We start from the raw sequence: 16,109 nt of genomic DNA on the forward strand, positions 1-16,109 counted from the left end.
GCCCTGCGTGTGTTGGTGTTAGTTGCCGAAGATTCCCGGACCGACCGCATCGGGGCTTTCGTCGGCTAGGCGGAGCCCGCCCAGTGCAATGCCTTTGTTGGTCTTCTTGCGCACGGCCCCGCGTTCCTCCATGGCGTCGTAAAAAGACCGCCTGGTCCACTGTTCCTTAGCGGGCAGATTCTCGGCCTCGCACCATTCGAGATATGCGTTGAACGCGTCGTTTCCATTGATCACAACGGCCTCGTCGGCGGACTCCAGCACGCCCGGTAGGAAGCCCGCGAGCGGGTCCGAGGTCTCGCGGTACTCCTGACTTGCACCCATGATGACCTGTGGGTCTTGCAGTCCACCCCGATACCACGCCATGGCCCCGCGCACAGCCCATGCTGCGATCCCCTCAGCCTCGGCGAGTAGCTTCCGGTCTAGGTCCGGGTCCCTCTCCTCTGGCGCAAACCAACGCTTGAAAGGCAGCAACTTGACGCGCCGCCAAAGCCCATCATCCTGGCTTCTGAACTTCGGCTTATGGTTGGTTGCCAATAGCAGCAAAAAGGACGGCTTGAACTCGAAGAACTCTTGACGCAAGAACCGTGCCGAGATCATGTCCTTACCGGTCACCCCCTTGAGGATGGATTCGGACATGGGCTTGCCGGACTCGCCCTCGGACGCCATGACCAGGCGAGCCCCACGCAATGCTGCAATGTCATTCGGGATACCGCCGCTCTTGCGCTCCTCAAACGTGGCGAACGGAGTCGTGCGTGTGATGGCGCGGAACACCGAAGTCATGGTGTCCACCAGTACGCTTTTTCCGTTGGCGCCCTTGCCCCACAGCACACCGAATGACTGTTCCGTGGTGTGTCCGGTGATGCCGTAGCCGACCAGCCGTTGAATGTATGCGGGCATCTCCGGCATGCCCGGGAAGATCTCGGCGAGGAATGATTCCCACCGCGGACATGTCGCGTGCGGGTTGTAGTCGATATCGAGCGCGTACGTCAGTAGGTCCGCCTGGTCGTGCGGGCGGAGTCGGCCCGTGCGGAGATCAACCGTGCCATTCTTGAAGTTCAGCAGATCGGGCCGGTTATCAAAATCGGCCACCGCAATGGACACGTTGGGCACGGAACAAAGCTCGGTCAGTAGCGCGTCAATCCGGCTGGTCATCGTGAACCCGCGCGCTAGCTGGTTCTGACCGGCGAGCACCAACGCGGCGCCCATACGGTGGATTTCCTGCCGCACCCGCATGTCACTGCGGACCCAGACCGAGCCATTCCACGTGTAGAACCCGAGTCCCGCCGCGTACCGGATGCGGCCCCCCGACCACGCGACCAGCGCGTGAGCGTTCATGGCGTCGCTCTCGCCGTACGTGCTGACGAGCTTGGACAGGATCTCGGCAGCCTCGGCGCCCTGGTCGCGGGACACGGTGTCGGCGCCGGTTCGGTTGGTCAGCTCGGCGGTACGGGCCGCCGCTTCCCGCTCGGCGGACTGCCGGACCGGTCGGGCCCCCTTGACTGCACGGTGCAGCTCGGCGGGGAACGCCCGCGGGTCGCGCTCGCGCCAGTCGGTCAGGTCGTCGCCCGGGTGCGGAATGTCGAGCACCAGGGCCGTGACCCCGTGCGCGGTCAGCCCATCAGCGAGCCGGGCCGAAAAGCCGTTGCCCGCACGGTCGTTGTCTCCGCAGATGATGACGAGCTGTCCGCGTAGCCCCTCGGCGAGTTCGGCGACCAGTTCGGGCGAGCCGGCGAGGCTCGCGCCCCGGATGGCAACGGCGTCGTACCCGACTCCCACGGCCGTGAGCGCGTCCCCGGGCCCCTCAGTGATCAGGACCGTGCCGTATCCGCCGCCGCCCTGGAACCAGCCGTACGGCGACCAGCGCAGCCCCCGCGGGTTGATCAGGGACAGCCAGCGTGCGGGGCACTGCCCGCCGATGTCCCGACCCTGTAGCCCTCGGGCAACGCCATCGAACCCGTACAGGGGCACGGTCACCCGGGGATGCTCGCGGTACAGGCGGGAGAGATAGGGGAACCCGTCGCCCTGGTGCCCGTCGTCGACACCGAGCCCGAGTTCCGCGGCGGTGTCCATGTCGAGCCCGAACCGATCGGCGAGGTAGTCCCGGGCACGGGCGGACCACTCGGCCGAGTAGTCGCCGAGAGCGAGCCCCGTGCGGTCGGCGTACGCGGCGAGCGCTGCCGTCTGCGCGACGGGCACCAGCTCGGGACGCTCAGCCGGAACCGTGGCACCCGGGCCCGACACGTTGAACAGGTCGGACCAGGTGAGCCGAGCCGCTGAGATCACGTCCGCCGTGTCACAGCCGGCGCGGCACGTGAGCCTGACTTTCAGGTCCTCGCCCCTCCATATACGGAGACTCGGGCGAGAGTCCTGGTGAGCGGGGCACGCGGCGACGTAACCCCCGTCTGCCTGGTCCGTGACGGACTCGAACCGGGAGAGCAGATCAGCGAGCATCACGAGCGCTCACCTCCGCCCGGGTGCTGCGGTAGTCAGCGAGCAGCTGCGCAAAATCGCGGAGCGTTGTCGTCAGGTACCAGCGGCCCGAGTCGAGCCCGCGTGTGCTGATGCTGAACCCGTACAGCTCGTACATGTCCCGGGCGGTGTGCCCGAGGGCGAGCCGCACCCGCGTCCACGTCCGAACACCGAAGTGCACACGGCCTGTAGTGACCGCAGCGCCGCGAACCTTGCGCACGGCTACCCCGTACGGAAACCCGGCGTGACGCGCCTCGGTCTCTGCCTGTCGAATCCACGTCGGCACGGCGGGACTTGCGGTGTTTTTAGCTTCCAGAACGAACGGCGCGGCGTGGATATCGCCCACATCGCGGGCGCCTTCCTGCGCGGCTCTGCGGACGTTCTCGCCGTTCATCGGGGCGTGGAGGCGGCCATGCTCGTCCACCAGACCGAGGAACCGGTTCAAGTAGTCGCGAATTGCCGACTCCCAAGCGGTCCCCTTCTGCTTGTTGGGGTTAGCCACGGCCCCACCACCAGGCGAGCACAGCAACAGTCGCCGTGACCGCGAGCAGCAGAGCGGCGAACACGGCAGCGATGATGAGAGCGGCAGTCACTCGCCCTCCCCGTGCCGTATCTGTGCGCCCCGTGCCATGGCATGGGCAGCCGCAGCGAGGTACCGCACCCAATCGGTACGGCGCTGGTATCCGGGCATGAGCCACAGCACGTCACCCGCTTCGAGCGCCCGAACATCCCCGAGTGGCGGGGCGTTTACCGCCGAAATTCTGAGTTCCATCCGTCCCCCTATGCGAAAGGGCCGGACAGCACCTCGCGGGTGCTCTCCGGCCCTTCCTGTCTTGCGTCCTACTGGTCTCGTTCACCCGTCGCGTCGGGGATGATCAGCCGCACATGTTCCGCGGTAATCCACTCCCGTCGGAGCGAGCGGCGCTTGGCGAAGCCGGACTCGGTTCCGGTCGGACGGACCCGCAGCATGGGCCTAAGGCGCCCGTCCACCAGTCGAGTTGTCACCTTGTCCACGATGGCGTCAGCCATTCGAACTCGGTTTCCTTGCCTTGCCGCGTACGCGACTAGATCACCCCGATACAGTTCCTCGCCGCCGTAGTCGGCAACAACCCCCCGCTTACCCATTTCCGGGTTCCTCCTTGTAGTTCAAAAGATGCAGATAGGCAGTGAATGCCTGTTGTGACACGACGCCGTTTCCGGCAGCCTTCAGCTGACGTGCTCGGTTGAGCCCCGGGATATGTGTGATCCAGCCTCGCGGTAGCCCCATCAACCACTCGGCGAAAACGGACGCGAGCCGTCGACCACCGCGGGGTCCGAACTCGACCGGCACCGGGGCCGGCGAGCCCATGAGTGTTTCCCAGCGGTGCACAGCAGGGGCGAACTCGGCCCACCATTCCGGCGGAGAGTGGAAGGCACCAGGGGTTTCCTCGGCGGTGTCCGGGTCGACCGGCAGCAGAAATGAAACCTCATCATCGAGATTCGGTCCGTGCCCACCGGCCTTGCGCTTGTCAGGATGCTGCGGGGCACCATTCGATCCCAGATTTGCGGTTGGGGTCTTGAACAGCTTGTGTGCGCGTTCCTTGTCGAAGAGCCGCGCCACGGCGGTAACGAGATCCTGTCCACCGCTTCCCTGTCTCGCCTCCCGCGCGAAATCCGGTCCCTTAGACGCGTCGGATGCCAGCGGAGTCGGTAGCAGGGGTGGCGACGAGGAACCACCTATCTCGGTGGTGGGCGGCTCCAACTGCGGACGCTCGAAAGCAAGTCCATCGTGCGTCATACCCGCTCTCGGCCAGCCCCGCGAGTACGTGCGCGAGGCCCCTGTTTCGGATGGCGGATACGTTCTCCAAGAAAACGAACCGTGGTCGAAGAACGCGAACGCTTTCGAGAACGCTTTCCCAGATACCCGACCGTTCGCCATGAATCCCCGCCCTCTTCCCCGCGTTACTGATGTCTTGGCAGGGGAACCCCGCCGTGATGATGTCCACCTCTCCCGTGATGGTGGCCCAATCAAATTGGGTAATGTCTCCGATGTTGCGTGCGTGCGGATAGCGAGTCGCCAGGATCAAAGACGCGTACGGATCAATTTCCGCAACGATCTTGATCCTGTCCCCGGTCAGAGCTTCAACAGCCCGCCCGATGCCGCCGTAACCGGCGCACAGCTCAAGAATTGGTATGTGTTTCCCCCGCGAAAAGAGGGGCCCCGCAGCAGTCTCCGGAGCCCCCAGCCGGCTAGAACTGCGGGTCGGCTACCGCGTCGTTCCAGGACTTGAGGACGCGGATTACCGGCTTGCGGTAAGAGACGTCGCGCCCCGCCTTGGTGGTGAACTCCACGAGCTCAAGCGAAAGTTCGGCCAGCGCCTCGCCACCCACCTTGTCCAGCGCGTTCTCTACCTCGTGCAGAACCTCGGCCAGCTTCCACGAGCCCGTCTGAAGACGGAAAAGGCCAAGGTCGTAATCCTCGGCAAGGCGGAACGTTACTGCAATGGACGGAGCCGGACCCCGCTTTGACTTGGCAGCCGCCTTACGGTCCTCCATCAGGGCCGGGCAGTGGCACGGCTTACCCTTGTCCTCATCCGGCGACAGGAATTCAACACCGTCGCAGTGATGAATCAGGCTCGAACCGTTCCACAGCTTGAGGTCCGACGCAATCGCGTCAGGGCCGGAGAGAACAATCTTGACCTTATCCTTGGTCGTCAAAACCTCGATGTAGTTCTCGGAAGTCGAGTCGGTCTCAACCGGAGTGCCGCCCATGAGCTGAGCAACAGCCGCGGCAACCTCCGGATCCCCCGTGGTCACACGCCAATCGTTGAGAGCAACGGGAACCCCGTTCTCCTGCTTACCGCCGTGGAAGCGCCCAACGGTGTCATCTGCGAACGCCGCCTTCGGCTTGGCGGACGGGTCGGTCTCAAAGATACGAATAGCCATGGTGGCTAGTCCTCCCTGGTTTTGGGCATGAAAAAAGCGAGCCACGTTGGTCGGCCCGCTCGGGTCTGCGTGTGCTGTTGTCAGGCTGCGCGGCGCTGCGTCCCGGTGATGAGCCGGCGGACGCTCTCGGCGATCGGTACACCGAAAACGGTCTTGCTGATCTCGCGGTCCCACTGGAAGACATGACGCAGTGTCAGGAAGACGTTGAAAATCTCCTCATCAATGCGAACGGGCTTGAACACCCAGCCCTCCGGGGTGATGTGGAGTACCGCTGCACCGTCCACCTTCGGCATGGGCTCGGACACACCATCCGGGGAAATCACCCGGTCAGCATGCGCGTACGCAGCGAGCTGTAGCGCCACGTCCGGGTAGGCGCCCTTGGACGTCTTCCAATCGACCATGAGCGTGTGCCACTCGCCGTGTTCGTGATCGGGCTTGCCATCCTCACCGAGCCGTACCCGCACAATGGCATCAAACGAGCCCGCATATCCGTGCTCGTCGGACCAGGCCACATCTTCGGCGCGGATCAACTGCGGGCGCACAGCGGTAAGGAACTCCGCGAATCCGAGCCGGTAGGGCTCTAGGTCCGGATGAACACGGCCGATCTCTTCCAGGCGAATCATGCGTTCGAAAAGGTCGTGAGCATCGGAGCCAACTCGGGCCCGTAGCTTGGTGTACCGGGTGTGTGCGTTGCGGAGGTAGTCAACGGCCCCGGTCTCGTCGCGCTCGGCGATCGATGCCACCGCGGGCAGGTTGGAGACTGCCGTTTCTGCGGTCATGCGGGCCGCCCAGAACGTCAGGTATGGCTTTGGAAGCATGCCGACGATGCTGGTCACACCAGGCACCTTCTCGGCGGTCTCAGGGCTGATGTAGAAGCGCGAGCCACCGCGCTTGATAGTCCGAATGGGTCCGGGCATGCGTAAGTCCCCCTCGGGATTTGATGGGTTGGGGTAAGAGGGGTGGCAGAGTGACGGTTCAGTCCTATTTTTTAGAAACACAAGAAAAAATAAGAAAGAAGAGGGTTGGGGGTCACTTCTGCCACCCCGTCACGCTGATGTCAGCGCGGGACCGCGAGCCCGTCCGCTGCCTGGTGCAGCTCGGCGAGAGACCCGCCGTTGGTCAGCACTGCGTCCGCGGGGAAGCCGTCCAGTGCGGTCTCACTGACGTGCTGCCGCTCGTCCCGGCTCACCGGTCCGTGATCACCGGGGCGCACTACGCGGACGAGGAGGAACCCACGCTCGCGCAGTGCCTCGGCTTCGTTGGTGTGCCGCACGTCGGTGATGACGACGGGCACCGCCCATCGGTCGGCGGTGTCCACCTTGGTCAGGGCGAGCCGGAGCCAGATCGCAGGATCGTGCAGCCGCATAGCTTCCCCGAGCCGTTGCAGGGTTCGCCGCACTTCGGGGCGCTCTTTGGCGCGCTCCCATCCGTGCTGGCGCACCGTGTCAGACAGCCGTATCGGGAGGGCCCCGAGGGCTGTCGACTCGGCACTGACAATGGGGTCAAGGCCGAGCGCTGCGTACCGGAGAGGGTCAGCGAACGCCACGCGTGCGAAGTTATGCCGCGCGACCAGGCGGGCGCCGATCGTGTCCTTACCGGCCCGGGCCCGCCCGATCAGTGCCACGTGCCGGCAGGTCATGCGATCAGCTCGTAGTCGGCTGCGCGGGTCTTGTGGTTCTCGGTGCGCTGGACGCCCTCGCCGACACCGAGCACGGCGGCCGCCACGGCCAGGATCAGCGCGTCCGGCAGATCGGGCACGTAGTGCACGACCAGGGCGACGACCGTGACGAGCACGGCGTAGATACGGGCGGGGTGGGTGCGTATGAAGTCCATGCGCCCACTCACTTCCAGTACAGGCCGGCGACGCGGCGGGCCGTGACGGTGGCGTCCTCGCTACTGGTCATCTCGAAGCGCACGCTCTCGCCGGAGGAGACGAACCCCGCGTGCGTAAAGTCCACGAAGCTACTGCCACTGGTCGCGATGCGCTCGATGATCGGACCGTCCCACCGACGGCCGTCCTCGGCCTGGTGATAGAAACGGCCCTGGATCACGATTCCAGAGGGAGTAGTGAGCGTCAGATAGACCGTGCCGGAGTAGGACTGAGCACCCGGGTAAAGGTCTGCGCCGTTGATCTCTACGGGCGTCCAGGTGTTGCGCTCCAGCGTCAGAGTGTCGCCGCTGTACTCGGCGCGGGTGTAAGGCATGTCGTCTCCCTTAGGGTCAGTCGTGGTCGGTGTCTGGCCGTTCGCCGCGGCGACGATCCCGGGGAAAACCTCGCCGTAGAACTGCGCAACGCGCGCATCTCCGGGACAGTCGGTGCCCCCATCGGCCCACGGGCTGTACAGCCGGTGGAAACCAAATCCGGGGTCATCGTGCGAGCGGCAGATACGTAGCGGGATCCCGTGATGCTGGTGCATCCACACGCCGATCTCGATAAGCGTGCGCACCTGCGCCGGAGTCCACGGGTCGCTTGCGTCGTCGTTGCTCGCGGTCTCGACGCTGACGGCCCCGCTGCCGTCTCCGCGTCGGTTGGCGAGGTAATTTGCGTCCGCTCGCGTCTCGGTGCCGATGTACTGGGCAGTCGAACCGTCATAGCCAACGCCGAAATGGCTCTCTAGATTCGTGGAGTCCCGCCAGAACTCATAGGTCCGCCGCGGGGTCCACGCCGCGGCAATGCTGTGAAAAATAAGCTGTGTTGGTCGGATGGCGGGTTGGTCATCCGATTCGGGCTGTAGCTCCATTTTGCTGGCGTTGGGGTACCAAGCCATGGTGAGTCACCTTTCTGTGGGCATGAAGAAACCCCGCCCGGTCGCTCCGGGGCGGGGTATCTGAGTTCTACTGCGCTGCTCGCCAGCTACGCCTTGCCGGTCGCCTTTGCGACGGCTGCACCAGCAGCCACCACACCGGATACCGCAGCGATCGGCAGGGCATATTTCCAGCGCTCCAAATCCCGTATGCGGGTTTCGTGGTCGGCCACGTGAGTATGTAGTTCCTCGCCTTTCTCGGCTACCGAGCGCATGTCCTCGCGGAGCCCGACCACTTCGTCGTAGATTTCGCGGGCTCCGATGCTGACCACGCCTAGCGGCTCTTGGTCGCGTCTGTCCTCACTCACATTCCCCCTTTTGCTGTTCCTACGGTGGCGGGGGCGTGTTCGGGTCCGTGGGCGGGTCGGGTGTCAGTCCCGCGTCTTGCGGTTCGCCTTGATTGGCGGTCCCGCGGAGGGTGAGTGTCTGCGTCACCTGTCCACCAGTCCCGGACGTTTTGATCCCGATCACCCATGCCAGGGTGTCCAGTCGAGCCCCCGTGCTGTCCCGTACGCGAACCACATCCCCGAGTTCAATCCGGGGGTCGGGCAGGATCTCCACCGATTGCATCAGCGGGACGGGCCACGCTCCAGCGTCGCGCAGTGTCTCCGCCAACGCCTTTGCCGAGGCGAGGTCTTGCACCCACCCTTTTACGTCGTGCTCGTATGCCTGTGTGCCGTATGCGCGCTGGCTGTACTCATTCCACGCCGACCACATCCAGTGTCCGGGCTCGCCGTCCGGGGCAAGGGTGGTGAGCTGCGCGCCGTGGTAGTAGATGGTGCGGTTGTCGTCCCTGTTGCGCAGTGAGAGGGTGATACCCCCCAGGTCTCTGCGCATGGTCACGTCGATGCTCCATTGCAAGAGCGCCGAGTCAGGGTCCGCACCGTCACGGATGACCACCGTGTCTGGTACGTCCGTGCTGCCGCCTGTCTGTAGGCACTTCGGCGTGCGCGGGTCGGTCTTGGTCTCCTGAATGGGGATGGACCGGACCAGGGTTTCCCCCGGCCCAATGGGCATGGGCGATACGCTGTCCCTGAGGATCTCCGCCTTTCCCGCACGGACAGCGTCCCAGTCAGATACCCGGACCGTGCAGTAATTACGGCATGCGTCAATTTCTTCCGTGATGGTGAGTCCTGCGAGTTCACGCGATGAGGTGACTTCCACATCGGCGGAAGTCGGCGGGTCACTCCAGCGCGTGTGATCCTTCCAGAGGAAATGCCCGTCCGCTGTGAACTCTGCGGTGGCGAGGGTGGCGCGGGCTATCTCGGTGATCACATCCCATGCCGTGCCGCGTATGGCAGGCAGCATGCGCAGCGGAAAGCGGGGCCGGCTGAGCGAGGCGCTGCGCTTCCACGTCCCTTCCTGTGTCACTTCGGCAAGGGTGGTGGGCTGTGCGGTGAGTGAGGACATTTGGAAGCACTCGGCGCGGAGGTTCGTGAGGCTGAATCTCACTCGGTCGAGAGCTGATGCGAAGCGCATCACGGTGGCATCGAACCATCCGTCAGGGAGGAATGCCGGAGCGCCGTTGTCGACCGTGACGACGGGCGTGATAGCGATTTGGTTGGGCGCGCGGTACCGCACCCACCAGCCGACATGCAGCCGCTTGCCCTCGGTCTTCAGCAGCGGCCACTTCCAGTTGATGTAAGCATTTTTCGTCGGGTCGTCGTTGCGTCCGCAGTAAGCCGACATGGTGCCCTGGGTGAAATTAACGCTGAGCGTCAGATTCTGATTCCAACCCTGAGAGATAGACCACGTGGTGTGAATCTCTACGGCCGAGTCCAGGCTGTATGGTTTCTGGTTGACCGCATAGAACTCGTACCAGGTTCCGCCATAGTCGAAGGACGGCAGTCCCTCCGGGACGTACGTTGCCCGGTAAGGGTCGGTGAACCCTCCCTCGGCCGCGCACTCGAACGGTGCGCCTTCCTTGTACCACTCGCGCCAACTGCCCCACACCGATTCGAGATAGCCAATGTCGGCAGCTACTCCGCCATGCAGCGAGGCGTAGAGCACGCAGCCCGGACGCGGGGGAGGGCACGTGTGGATTCCTGCGGCCCGTAGCAAGTGGTCGACCACCCACACGGGGCTTGCAACCCACGGGGTCGACCACCCGGTGAACCTCAGAGTTCCGTCGGGTCTCGGCACCCGCGCAGGCATGCGCAGCCGCTCGGCCCCGTCCAGCGCGGACAGGCGCACCACATCCGTGCCGCTCGCGGCGCTGCGGCTGCGCACCGCTCCGCGGAAGGTGCCAAGCGTCGACCCGTTCAGCCCCCACCGGTGGGTGGCCGACTGCCCGGGGCGGGTCACGTCCCCTGTCGAGCGAGGCGCCCACGGCCCGTAGAGCGCTGGAGCACTCGCGCCTCCAGCACCGGTCACGTCCACTTCAAGCTGTGCGGATGAGCTGCCGGAAAATGCCCGCATAGCGTCGGGCAGATCGGTTGCATACGAGCGGTCGAGCGACCAGGACGCCACCTGTGCGCCCAGCTCACGACCGCCGAGCCGGACACTGTGCGCGGCGGCGCGCTCGCCGCTCTTGAGTGCTGCGTTCAGGGCAGCGTCAGCCTGTCGCACTGATCACCTCCACCAGTTCCAGGGTCACGTCACGCGCGGCGAGTTGTCCGGGCTGGATGGACTGTCCGTATCCGGTGATGCTGAGCAGCGGTGCCCCCTCGCCGGCGGGCAGGGGCGGGGCCTGGTCCCACACCATCAGCGAGGCCGAGCCGATCGGCGTTGCCGCGGTGGTCGAGGACACACTCACCCACGGGCGGGCATACGCAGCGCCCGGCGGAGCGGCGGCGGCTTGCCGCCCGACACTGGCGACCACTTCACCGGTGCTGTTCCGGAAGTCGACGCCCAGTGATGTCGATTTGCTGAACTGCGCTGCAAACACGGCCAGTTGGCCAGGCGTGATCGGGAACCCGTGTGCTCCGGCAGTCGGAACCCAGTAGATCAACCCGCCATTCGGCATCGTGACGTGGGCGAGCCCGCCCACATCCGAGAGCGCCCCACCCGTCCCCGTCACGGCGTATTGAGTGAGCGGGACCTTTCCCGCCTGCTGTGCCGCGGAAAATGCCTGTCGATTCCCGACGCGGAGCGCGGCATGCTCCGGGGTCGTCAGCGCGAGAAGGGACGGCCCGACGGGCAGGGCGGTGAAGCTACGGTGGAGCTTGACCCCGACCCGCACATAGGCCACGTTGTCCGGCACGGTGACGACCAACGGGCGGTCGGTGTACGCGCTGAAGAACCACGTCACGTAGGCGCCGTCTGCGCCGTAGCACCACATCCGCAGTTCCTGTGCCACCCCCGCGAGCGAGGGAGCCCACCACGTCACCTGTCGACCCGGGACCACGGGGTACGCCTGCGTCGGAGTCGGGGCGTACCACACGAGGGTGGTCAAGTCGTCCGGGGCTTGGAGCGAGGCCAGGACCGGCGCGTATGGCGTGCTGGTGGTGGTCACGTTCGGCGTGGACCACCAGGACGCCTGACCGGGCGCCGGGGCGAGCCCCGCGGCATGGTTGGCAGTCAGCAGGTTGCCGGCTGCCGGATCGATGACCACCACGGGCCCGGGACCGTCCACCCGGCGGGCGAGACGGTCCACGTGCGCGAGGTCGTCCGGAAGCATCGCGCGCCACGCGAGTTTGAGCCGCCTCGGCTGCACCTGGGGCGCCCACGTGGTGACACCCCCGCCCAGACTCCGGAACTCGGTAACACCGAGCGTCGGCGACCGGTCGAACGTGGTCGCTGCGTCCGTGAACTCCCGGAGCGCCCCGGGTCGGCCAATCCACATGCCCATTTCGTCGTCACCTCCTGGCGAGTTGTCGTTGCCCGGCCGCCACGGCACGGGCTATCTCGGTCTCTCCGACGCGCACCACGATTTCCCGGGCCCGCTCGCTCTCCAGCGCCCGTATGGCAGCGTCTAGAACGTTGTCCCGGGCCGTACTGACCGAGGGGGCCCGCACGGGTCCGGCGAGGCGTACGGGATCGATCCGGGGCACCGTGACCATGGACTGAATTCGGGCATCCAACGTGGACTGCTCGGCGTCGATACCGTCCACCACACCCGCTGGAATCCACCGGCCGATCTGGTCGCGCATGAGACGCGAGGGCGAATGAATTCCGAGCGCCTTGGCAATCGGCCCGGGAATGGCAGAACGGGCCCAGCCAAAGAGCCTGTCCCTAAGCCACCTTCCCATCCCCCGGATGCCCTCCCAGATTCCGCGTGCCAGATCGGCCCCCTTGTCGACCAGCAGACGGCCAAAATCGCCGAGCGAATTCCTGATCCAACCCGGGAGACCTCGCACCCAGTCGATGAATTCACCAAATTTCCGAACGGCACTGGACGTGAAATCTGCGACCGACCGCGCAGCATCACGCAGACTCGTTGCGACCGAGGACAGCCACCCGATCAAATTCCCGATCAAACCGATCACGGTGCCTATCGCCGAGAACAGGGCCGAGAACGTCGGCCCCGCAAGCCGAATAATCACAGGAATCACCACACCGAGAATGTCCGCCGCAAGACGAGCGAGCCACGACACAACCCCCGTGACAACCTCGATCAGCGGACGGGCTTTCTCGACCACGCCCTGTAGCTTTTCGCCCATCATCTGAACGGCAGGCGCCACCCGCTGCGATATGAAATCCGACAGGGCGGCAAAGATCGGCTGCAAGTTCTCGACAATGGACGAGTACACCCGCATCACGGCAGGCCAAATGACCTCCAACAGGATGCGGCCGAGAGACGACAGGATGGGAACAACCGCACCGACCACATTCGTATAGAGCGTCATGAACGCCGGTACGAGCTGATTGAACAGGACGTTTCCGAGCCCTTGCAGTGCTGGAAGCAGTTTCGTTTGCGCGAGCGAGACGAGCCCCTGCAACCCGGGCATGAACGCATCCCGCAGGACTCCACCCGCCGTAGCGAGGGACTGCCCGAAGGACGCGATAGAGGATCCGCCGGCTGAGCTGGTGAAGGCCGAGAAAAAACCCGATACCAGATCCTTGCCGGTACTCAGAGCGGGGCCAAATGTGGTCCCCAGGAAACTGCCGAAAGAGGTCAGCGCGGGGATTATCTTGTCCCCCATGAAGTTGGTCAACCCGACTTCAAGACTGCGCTTGAACTGCTCGATCCGAGCACCCGCATTGTTGTGCAGCGCATCGCCCATCTTCTCGGCTGCGCCACCTGTGTCTCCGAGTGCCTTCACGGCCGTCTTGGGGTCGAGCGCGAACAGCGCTTTACCAAGATCCTCGGCCTTAGTTCCAAAAAGCCCTACAGCCGCCTGCGACCGTTCGGCAGGGTCCTTAATCCCCTTGATTCCATCCAGGACCTGTTGCAGCCCCTCGCGGGCACCAGCGCCACCCGCCGCTATCTTTTTGGTCATGTCCTCGGCACTGAGGCCGATAGCCTCGTACGCCTCGGTACTGGACTTGCTTCCGTCTGTCGCCCTGATCTGAAATTCCTTCAGAGCATCGGCGACAGTATCTGTATCTCGCGCACCCGCCTGCATACCCTGAGACATAAGCCCCATGGCGTCTGCGGCAGACAATCCAAGATCGCGGAACTTGGTCGAATACTCATTGAAGGTATCCGCCATGTCATCGGCCCGCGGACCCATCTTCTGCATTCCGACGGTCAGAATGTCGAGCGCTTCCGTACCGTCTTTCGCGAGCCCGTTTTTGAGTATCTGGCCGACAGCGTTACTGGTCTGACCCAGGTCCAATTCGAAGGTTTTCGAAAGGTCTGTGACCTTGCTGGAAATGCTCTGGATCTGCTCGTTCGTGGCGTCCGGCGGGAGGATGCCCGAGCGCATGACCCCCGATATGGACTGCGCGGCCTCCTCCACGCTGTCGGTGACACCACCCGCGTAAAGCTGACCCGCAGCCTTGCCGTAGCGCTTGGCATCCTCGGGCGTAGAGCCCAACTGCGCCTGGATCGTGCCGTTGATAGCGCCCTGGTCGAGCGCATCCATGAACCCCTTGGTCAGCACCGCCGCAGCAGCGAGACCAACGGCGACAAGCCCGCCCTTGAGGACCCCGCCCATTTTCCCGGTGAAGCTCTCGCCGGCTTCCTGCCCGCCCTGCTCTCCCGCGCGCTGCGAGGGGCCTGTTACGTGCTGCTGTAGCTGATTGGCGAACCCCTGAACCTCAGGAACGATGGACACATAGCCCACACCGACTTCAACAGCTATACCGGATCACCCCCGTTCTCCGGCTGGAACTGCGCGAGATACCGCGCCACTTCGCGCACGTCGCGTTTCGTCCCGCCGATCCGGCCCGAGCGGACACCGGGGCGGGGAATGGGCTGCGGGCGCCTGGTCGGCGTTTTCGAACCCTGGTTGCCCCGCTGCCAATTGGCCTCAGCGAGCCGGTCGTGCACTGCCGCGAGCAGCTGCGTTTCCAGCGTCCACGCGTGATCCGCCCCGGCCATTGACCGCGCTAGCGCCGAGTCCGCCGGAAGGCCCGTTATCAGCGCCCGCAGACGACGCCACGTCAGCCCCGACCCGGGGCGGAACACGTCGCGCAGGTCCGTACCGTAATAGCGCTGTAGATCTGCTTCTATGGCCTCGCCGTGCTCATTCAGGAGTCGGCAGAGGCCGAGGATTCCCCCAGGGAAACCCCCTCGTGCTTCTGCCACTGCCGGAAAAGCTCACCGAGCGCGGCGAGGGGCGCCGGTATGGCGTCGAACTTCGCCCACTGACCACCGAGACCCGCCCTCAGCAAGGTCTCAATGTCCGTTGGACTCGGGTTCGCGAGGTTCACCGCGGACAGAATGGACTTATCCAGCTCGCCAGCGGCAGGCATCCTGAAGTCCGTACCGGCCAGAGTGAAAGAAAACGGTTCCCTACGGGCTTCCTTCACCCAGGAATCAAGATCAAAGGTGGTGCTCAACGTGGTACCTCTTACGTTGTAGGCGGAACGTTTCAGCGATGGCTTATACGGCAGGCTTGTCGGACCACGCGGGGTCATCGGAATACTTGATCGCAACCGTGCCGTCAGCACTCGGATAGGCGGTCACCGTCAGCTCGAAGGAAACGGCTTCGTCGCCCTTGTACGTGATATCGCCGGTCTCGGTGACCTCACCGTCCGGAACCACGATGCGGATATGACTGTTGCCGTCGATCACATCGAAACCGAACATCCGGCGGTCCGGCCCAGGGGCCTTGATCGCAAGCACGCTCTTGCCATTGGACGTGACCACCTTTGAGCCCTTGTGGTACAGCTCAAGAACGGTCTTGCTGGTCTCAATGGCCGTGAACTGAAAGGTCATTTCCGACGAGCTGATGACCTTGCGGACGGTCTGCCCACCCTGCCAGCCCTTGATTTCGCTGGTGTCAGCCGAATTGCTCTCGGTGATTCCGTCATCAGAGATCCAGCCGATATCGGTAGCAGCAGTCGGCCAAGCGGTGGTTGCATCGGTCGGGGCCGTAGCACCCTTCGGAGCAACGTACGCAGCACCGGAGAGGGCGACACGTACGGCGTTGGCGTTCAGAGGCAACTTTCCTCCTGAGATTGGTAGTTCGTGACTCCGGTCCATCTCCGGAGCTCTAAGATCTGTGGCCATGGATGCAGGATTGGCCGCTGTGTGCGGTGCACTTGCTGGAGCCGCTGCGACGATCGGTGCGGCACTGGCGGCGGGGTGGTCCCAGCGGGAAGGGGCACGGATTGCAGCCAGGGCGGCTTACCAGAAAGAGCAACGTCAACCACGCCACGACGCATACAAAGCTCTAATTCGGAACGCCACAGACCTAGCAGACCTCTCGCACAAACTTATTGACACTAGCCTGATGCCCCGTGCTCGCGAATTGATGGATCAGGTTGAGAATGCTTGGCTTGAGGTCGGCTTACTTGGCCCTGCCTCTGTTCTTCGAGCGGGCTTCACTGTCCGCCACCAGGCACACAAAACGTGGAGCT

At 64.4% G+C, this 16,109-nt stretch carries 16 protein-coding genes; all 16 read right to left on the reverse strand.

Features of this window, described 5'->3' with window-relative positions; translation table 11 throughout:
- Positions 1–18 precede the first annotated feature (18 nt).
- Complete coding sequence (locus DXZ73_RS34520; protein WP_205519290.1) at positions 19–2,283, reverse strand: phage/plasmid primase, P4 family; 2,265 nt, start codon at positions 2,281–2,283, stop codon at positions 19–21.
- A 157-nt stretch (positions 2,284–2,440) separates the two neighbouring features.
- The gene (locus DXZ73_RS34525; RefSeq protein WP_116214869.1) at positions 2,441–2,971 is read right to left on the reverse strand and encodes a hypothetical protein; all 531 of its coding nucleotides are present in this window, start codon (positions 2,969–2,971) and stop codon (positions 2,441–2,443) included.
- Positions 2,972–3,309: 338 nt separating this feature from the next.
- On the reverse strand, positions 3,310–3,498 hold the full coding sequence (locus DXZ73_RS34535) for a hypothetical protein (RefSeq protein ID WP_205519291.1): 189 nt from the start codon (positions 3,496–3,498) through the stop codon (positions 3,310–3,312).
- Positions 3,499–3,586: 88 nt separating this feature from the next.
- Positions 3,587–4,069: a DNA (cytosine-5-)-methyltransferase gene (locus tag DXZ73_RS34540; RefSeq protein WP_116214872.1), complete on the reverse strand. Its 483-nt coding sequence runs from the start codon at positions 4,067–4,069 to the stop codon at positions 3,587–3,589.
- A 61-nt stretch (positions 4,070–4,130) separates the two neighbouring features.
- A complete protein-coding gene (locus DXZ73_RS34545; RefSeq protein ID WP_338059164.1) occupies positions 4,131–4,694 on the reverse strand; it encodes a DNA cytosine methyltransferase in 564 nt (187 codons plus the stop codon).
- 4 nt (positions 4,695–4,698) lie between these two features.
- Positions 4,699–5,394 carry a hypothetical protein gene (locus DXZ73_RS34550; protein ID WP_116214874.1) on the reverse strand — a complete coding sequence of 232 codons (696 nt, stop codon included), beginning with the start codon at positions 5,392–5,394 and terminating at the stop codon, positions 4,699–4,701.
- Between the two features lie 80 nt (positions 5,395–5,474).
- Positions 5,475–6,230 carry a hypothetical protein gene (locus tag DXZ73_RS34555; RefSeq protein ID WP_240351620.1) on the reverse strand — a complete coding sequence of 252 codons (756 nt, stop codon included), beginning with the start codon at positions 6,228–6,230 and terminating at the stop codon, positions 5,475–5,477.
- A 221-nt stretch (positions 6,231–6,451) separates the two neighbouring features.
- Positions 6,452–7,033, reverse strand: a complete 582-nt coding sequence (locus DXZ73_RS40315; RefSeq protein WP_338059151.1) for a hypothetical protein — start codon at positions 7,031–7,033, stop codon at positions 6,452–6,454.
- Positions 7,030–7,227, reverse strand: a complete 198-nt coding sequence (locus tag DXZ73_RS34565; RefSeq protein WP_116214877.1) for a hypothetical protein — start codon at positions 7,225–7,227, stop codon at positions 7,030–7,032. The genes DXZ73_RS40315 and DXZ73_RS34565 overlap by 4 nt, the downstream gene beginning before the upstream one ends.
- Positions 7,228–7,235: 8 nt before the next feature.
- Complete coding sequence (locus tag DXZ73_RS34570) at positions 7,236–8,162, reverse strand: N-acetylmuramoyl-L-alanine amidase (RefSeq protein ID WP_116214878.1); 927 nt, start codon at positions 8,160–8,162, stop codon at positions 7,236–7,238.
- An 86-nt stretch (positions 8,163–8,248) separates the two neighbouring features.
- Positions 8,249–8,470, reverse strand: a complete 222-nt coding sequence (locus DXZ73_RS34575; RefSeq protein WP_240351621.1) for a hypothetical protein — start codon at positions 8,468–8,470, stop codon at positions 8,249–8,251.
- 55 nt (positions 8,471–8,525) lie between these two features.
- Positions 8,526–10,766, reverse strand: coding sequence for a hypothetical protein (locus DXZ73_RS34580; RefSeq protein WP_162890444.1), 2,241 nt, complete (start codon positions 10,764–10,766; stop codon positions 8,526–8,528).
- Positions 10,753–11,817: a hypothetical protein gene (locus tag DXZ73_RS34585; protein WP_162890445.1), complete on the reverse strand. Its 1,065-nt coding sequence runs from the start codon at positions 11,815–11,817 to the stop codon at positions 10,753–10,755. Before DXZ73_RS34585 ends, DXZ73_RS34580 begins: the two co-directional genes overlap by 14 nt.
- Positions 11,818–11,995: 178 nt before the next feature.
- Positions 11,996–14,359 carry a phage tail tape measure protein gene (locus DXZ73_RS34590; protein WP_240351622.1) on the reverse strand — a complete coding sequence of 788 codons (2,364 nt, stop codon included), beginning with the start codon at positions 14,357–14,359 and terminating at the stop codon, positions 11,996–11,998.
- Positions 14,360–14,774: 415 nt separating this feature from the next.
- Positions 14,775–15,086 carry a hypothetical protein gene (locus tag DXZ73_RS34595; protein ID WP_162890446.1) on the reverse strand — a complete coding sequence of 104 codons (312 nt, stop codon included), beginning with the start codon at positions 15,084–15,086 and terminating at the stop codon, positions 14,775–14,777.
- Between the two features lie 43 nt (positions 15,087–15,129).
- Positions 15,130–15,693 carry a hypothetical protein gene (locus DXZ73_RS38530; RefSeq protein WP_162890447.1) on the reverse strand — a complete coding sequence of 188 codons (564 nt, stop codon included), beginning with the start codon at positions 15,691–15,693 and terminating at the stop codon, positions 15,130–15,132.
- Positions 15,694–16,109: the final 416 nt, after the last annotated feature.

The organism is Streptoverticillium olivoreticuli subsp. olivoreticuli (assembly GCF_003391135.1).
Lineage (GTDB): Bacteria > Actinomycetota > Actinomycetes > Streptomycetales > Streptomycetaceae > Streptomyces > Streptomyces blastmyceticus.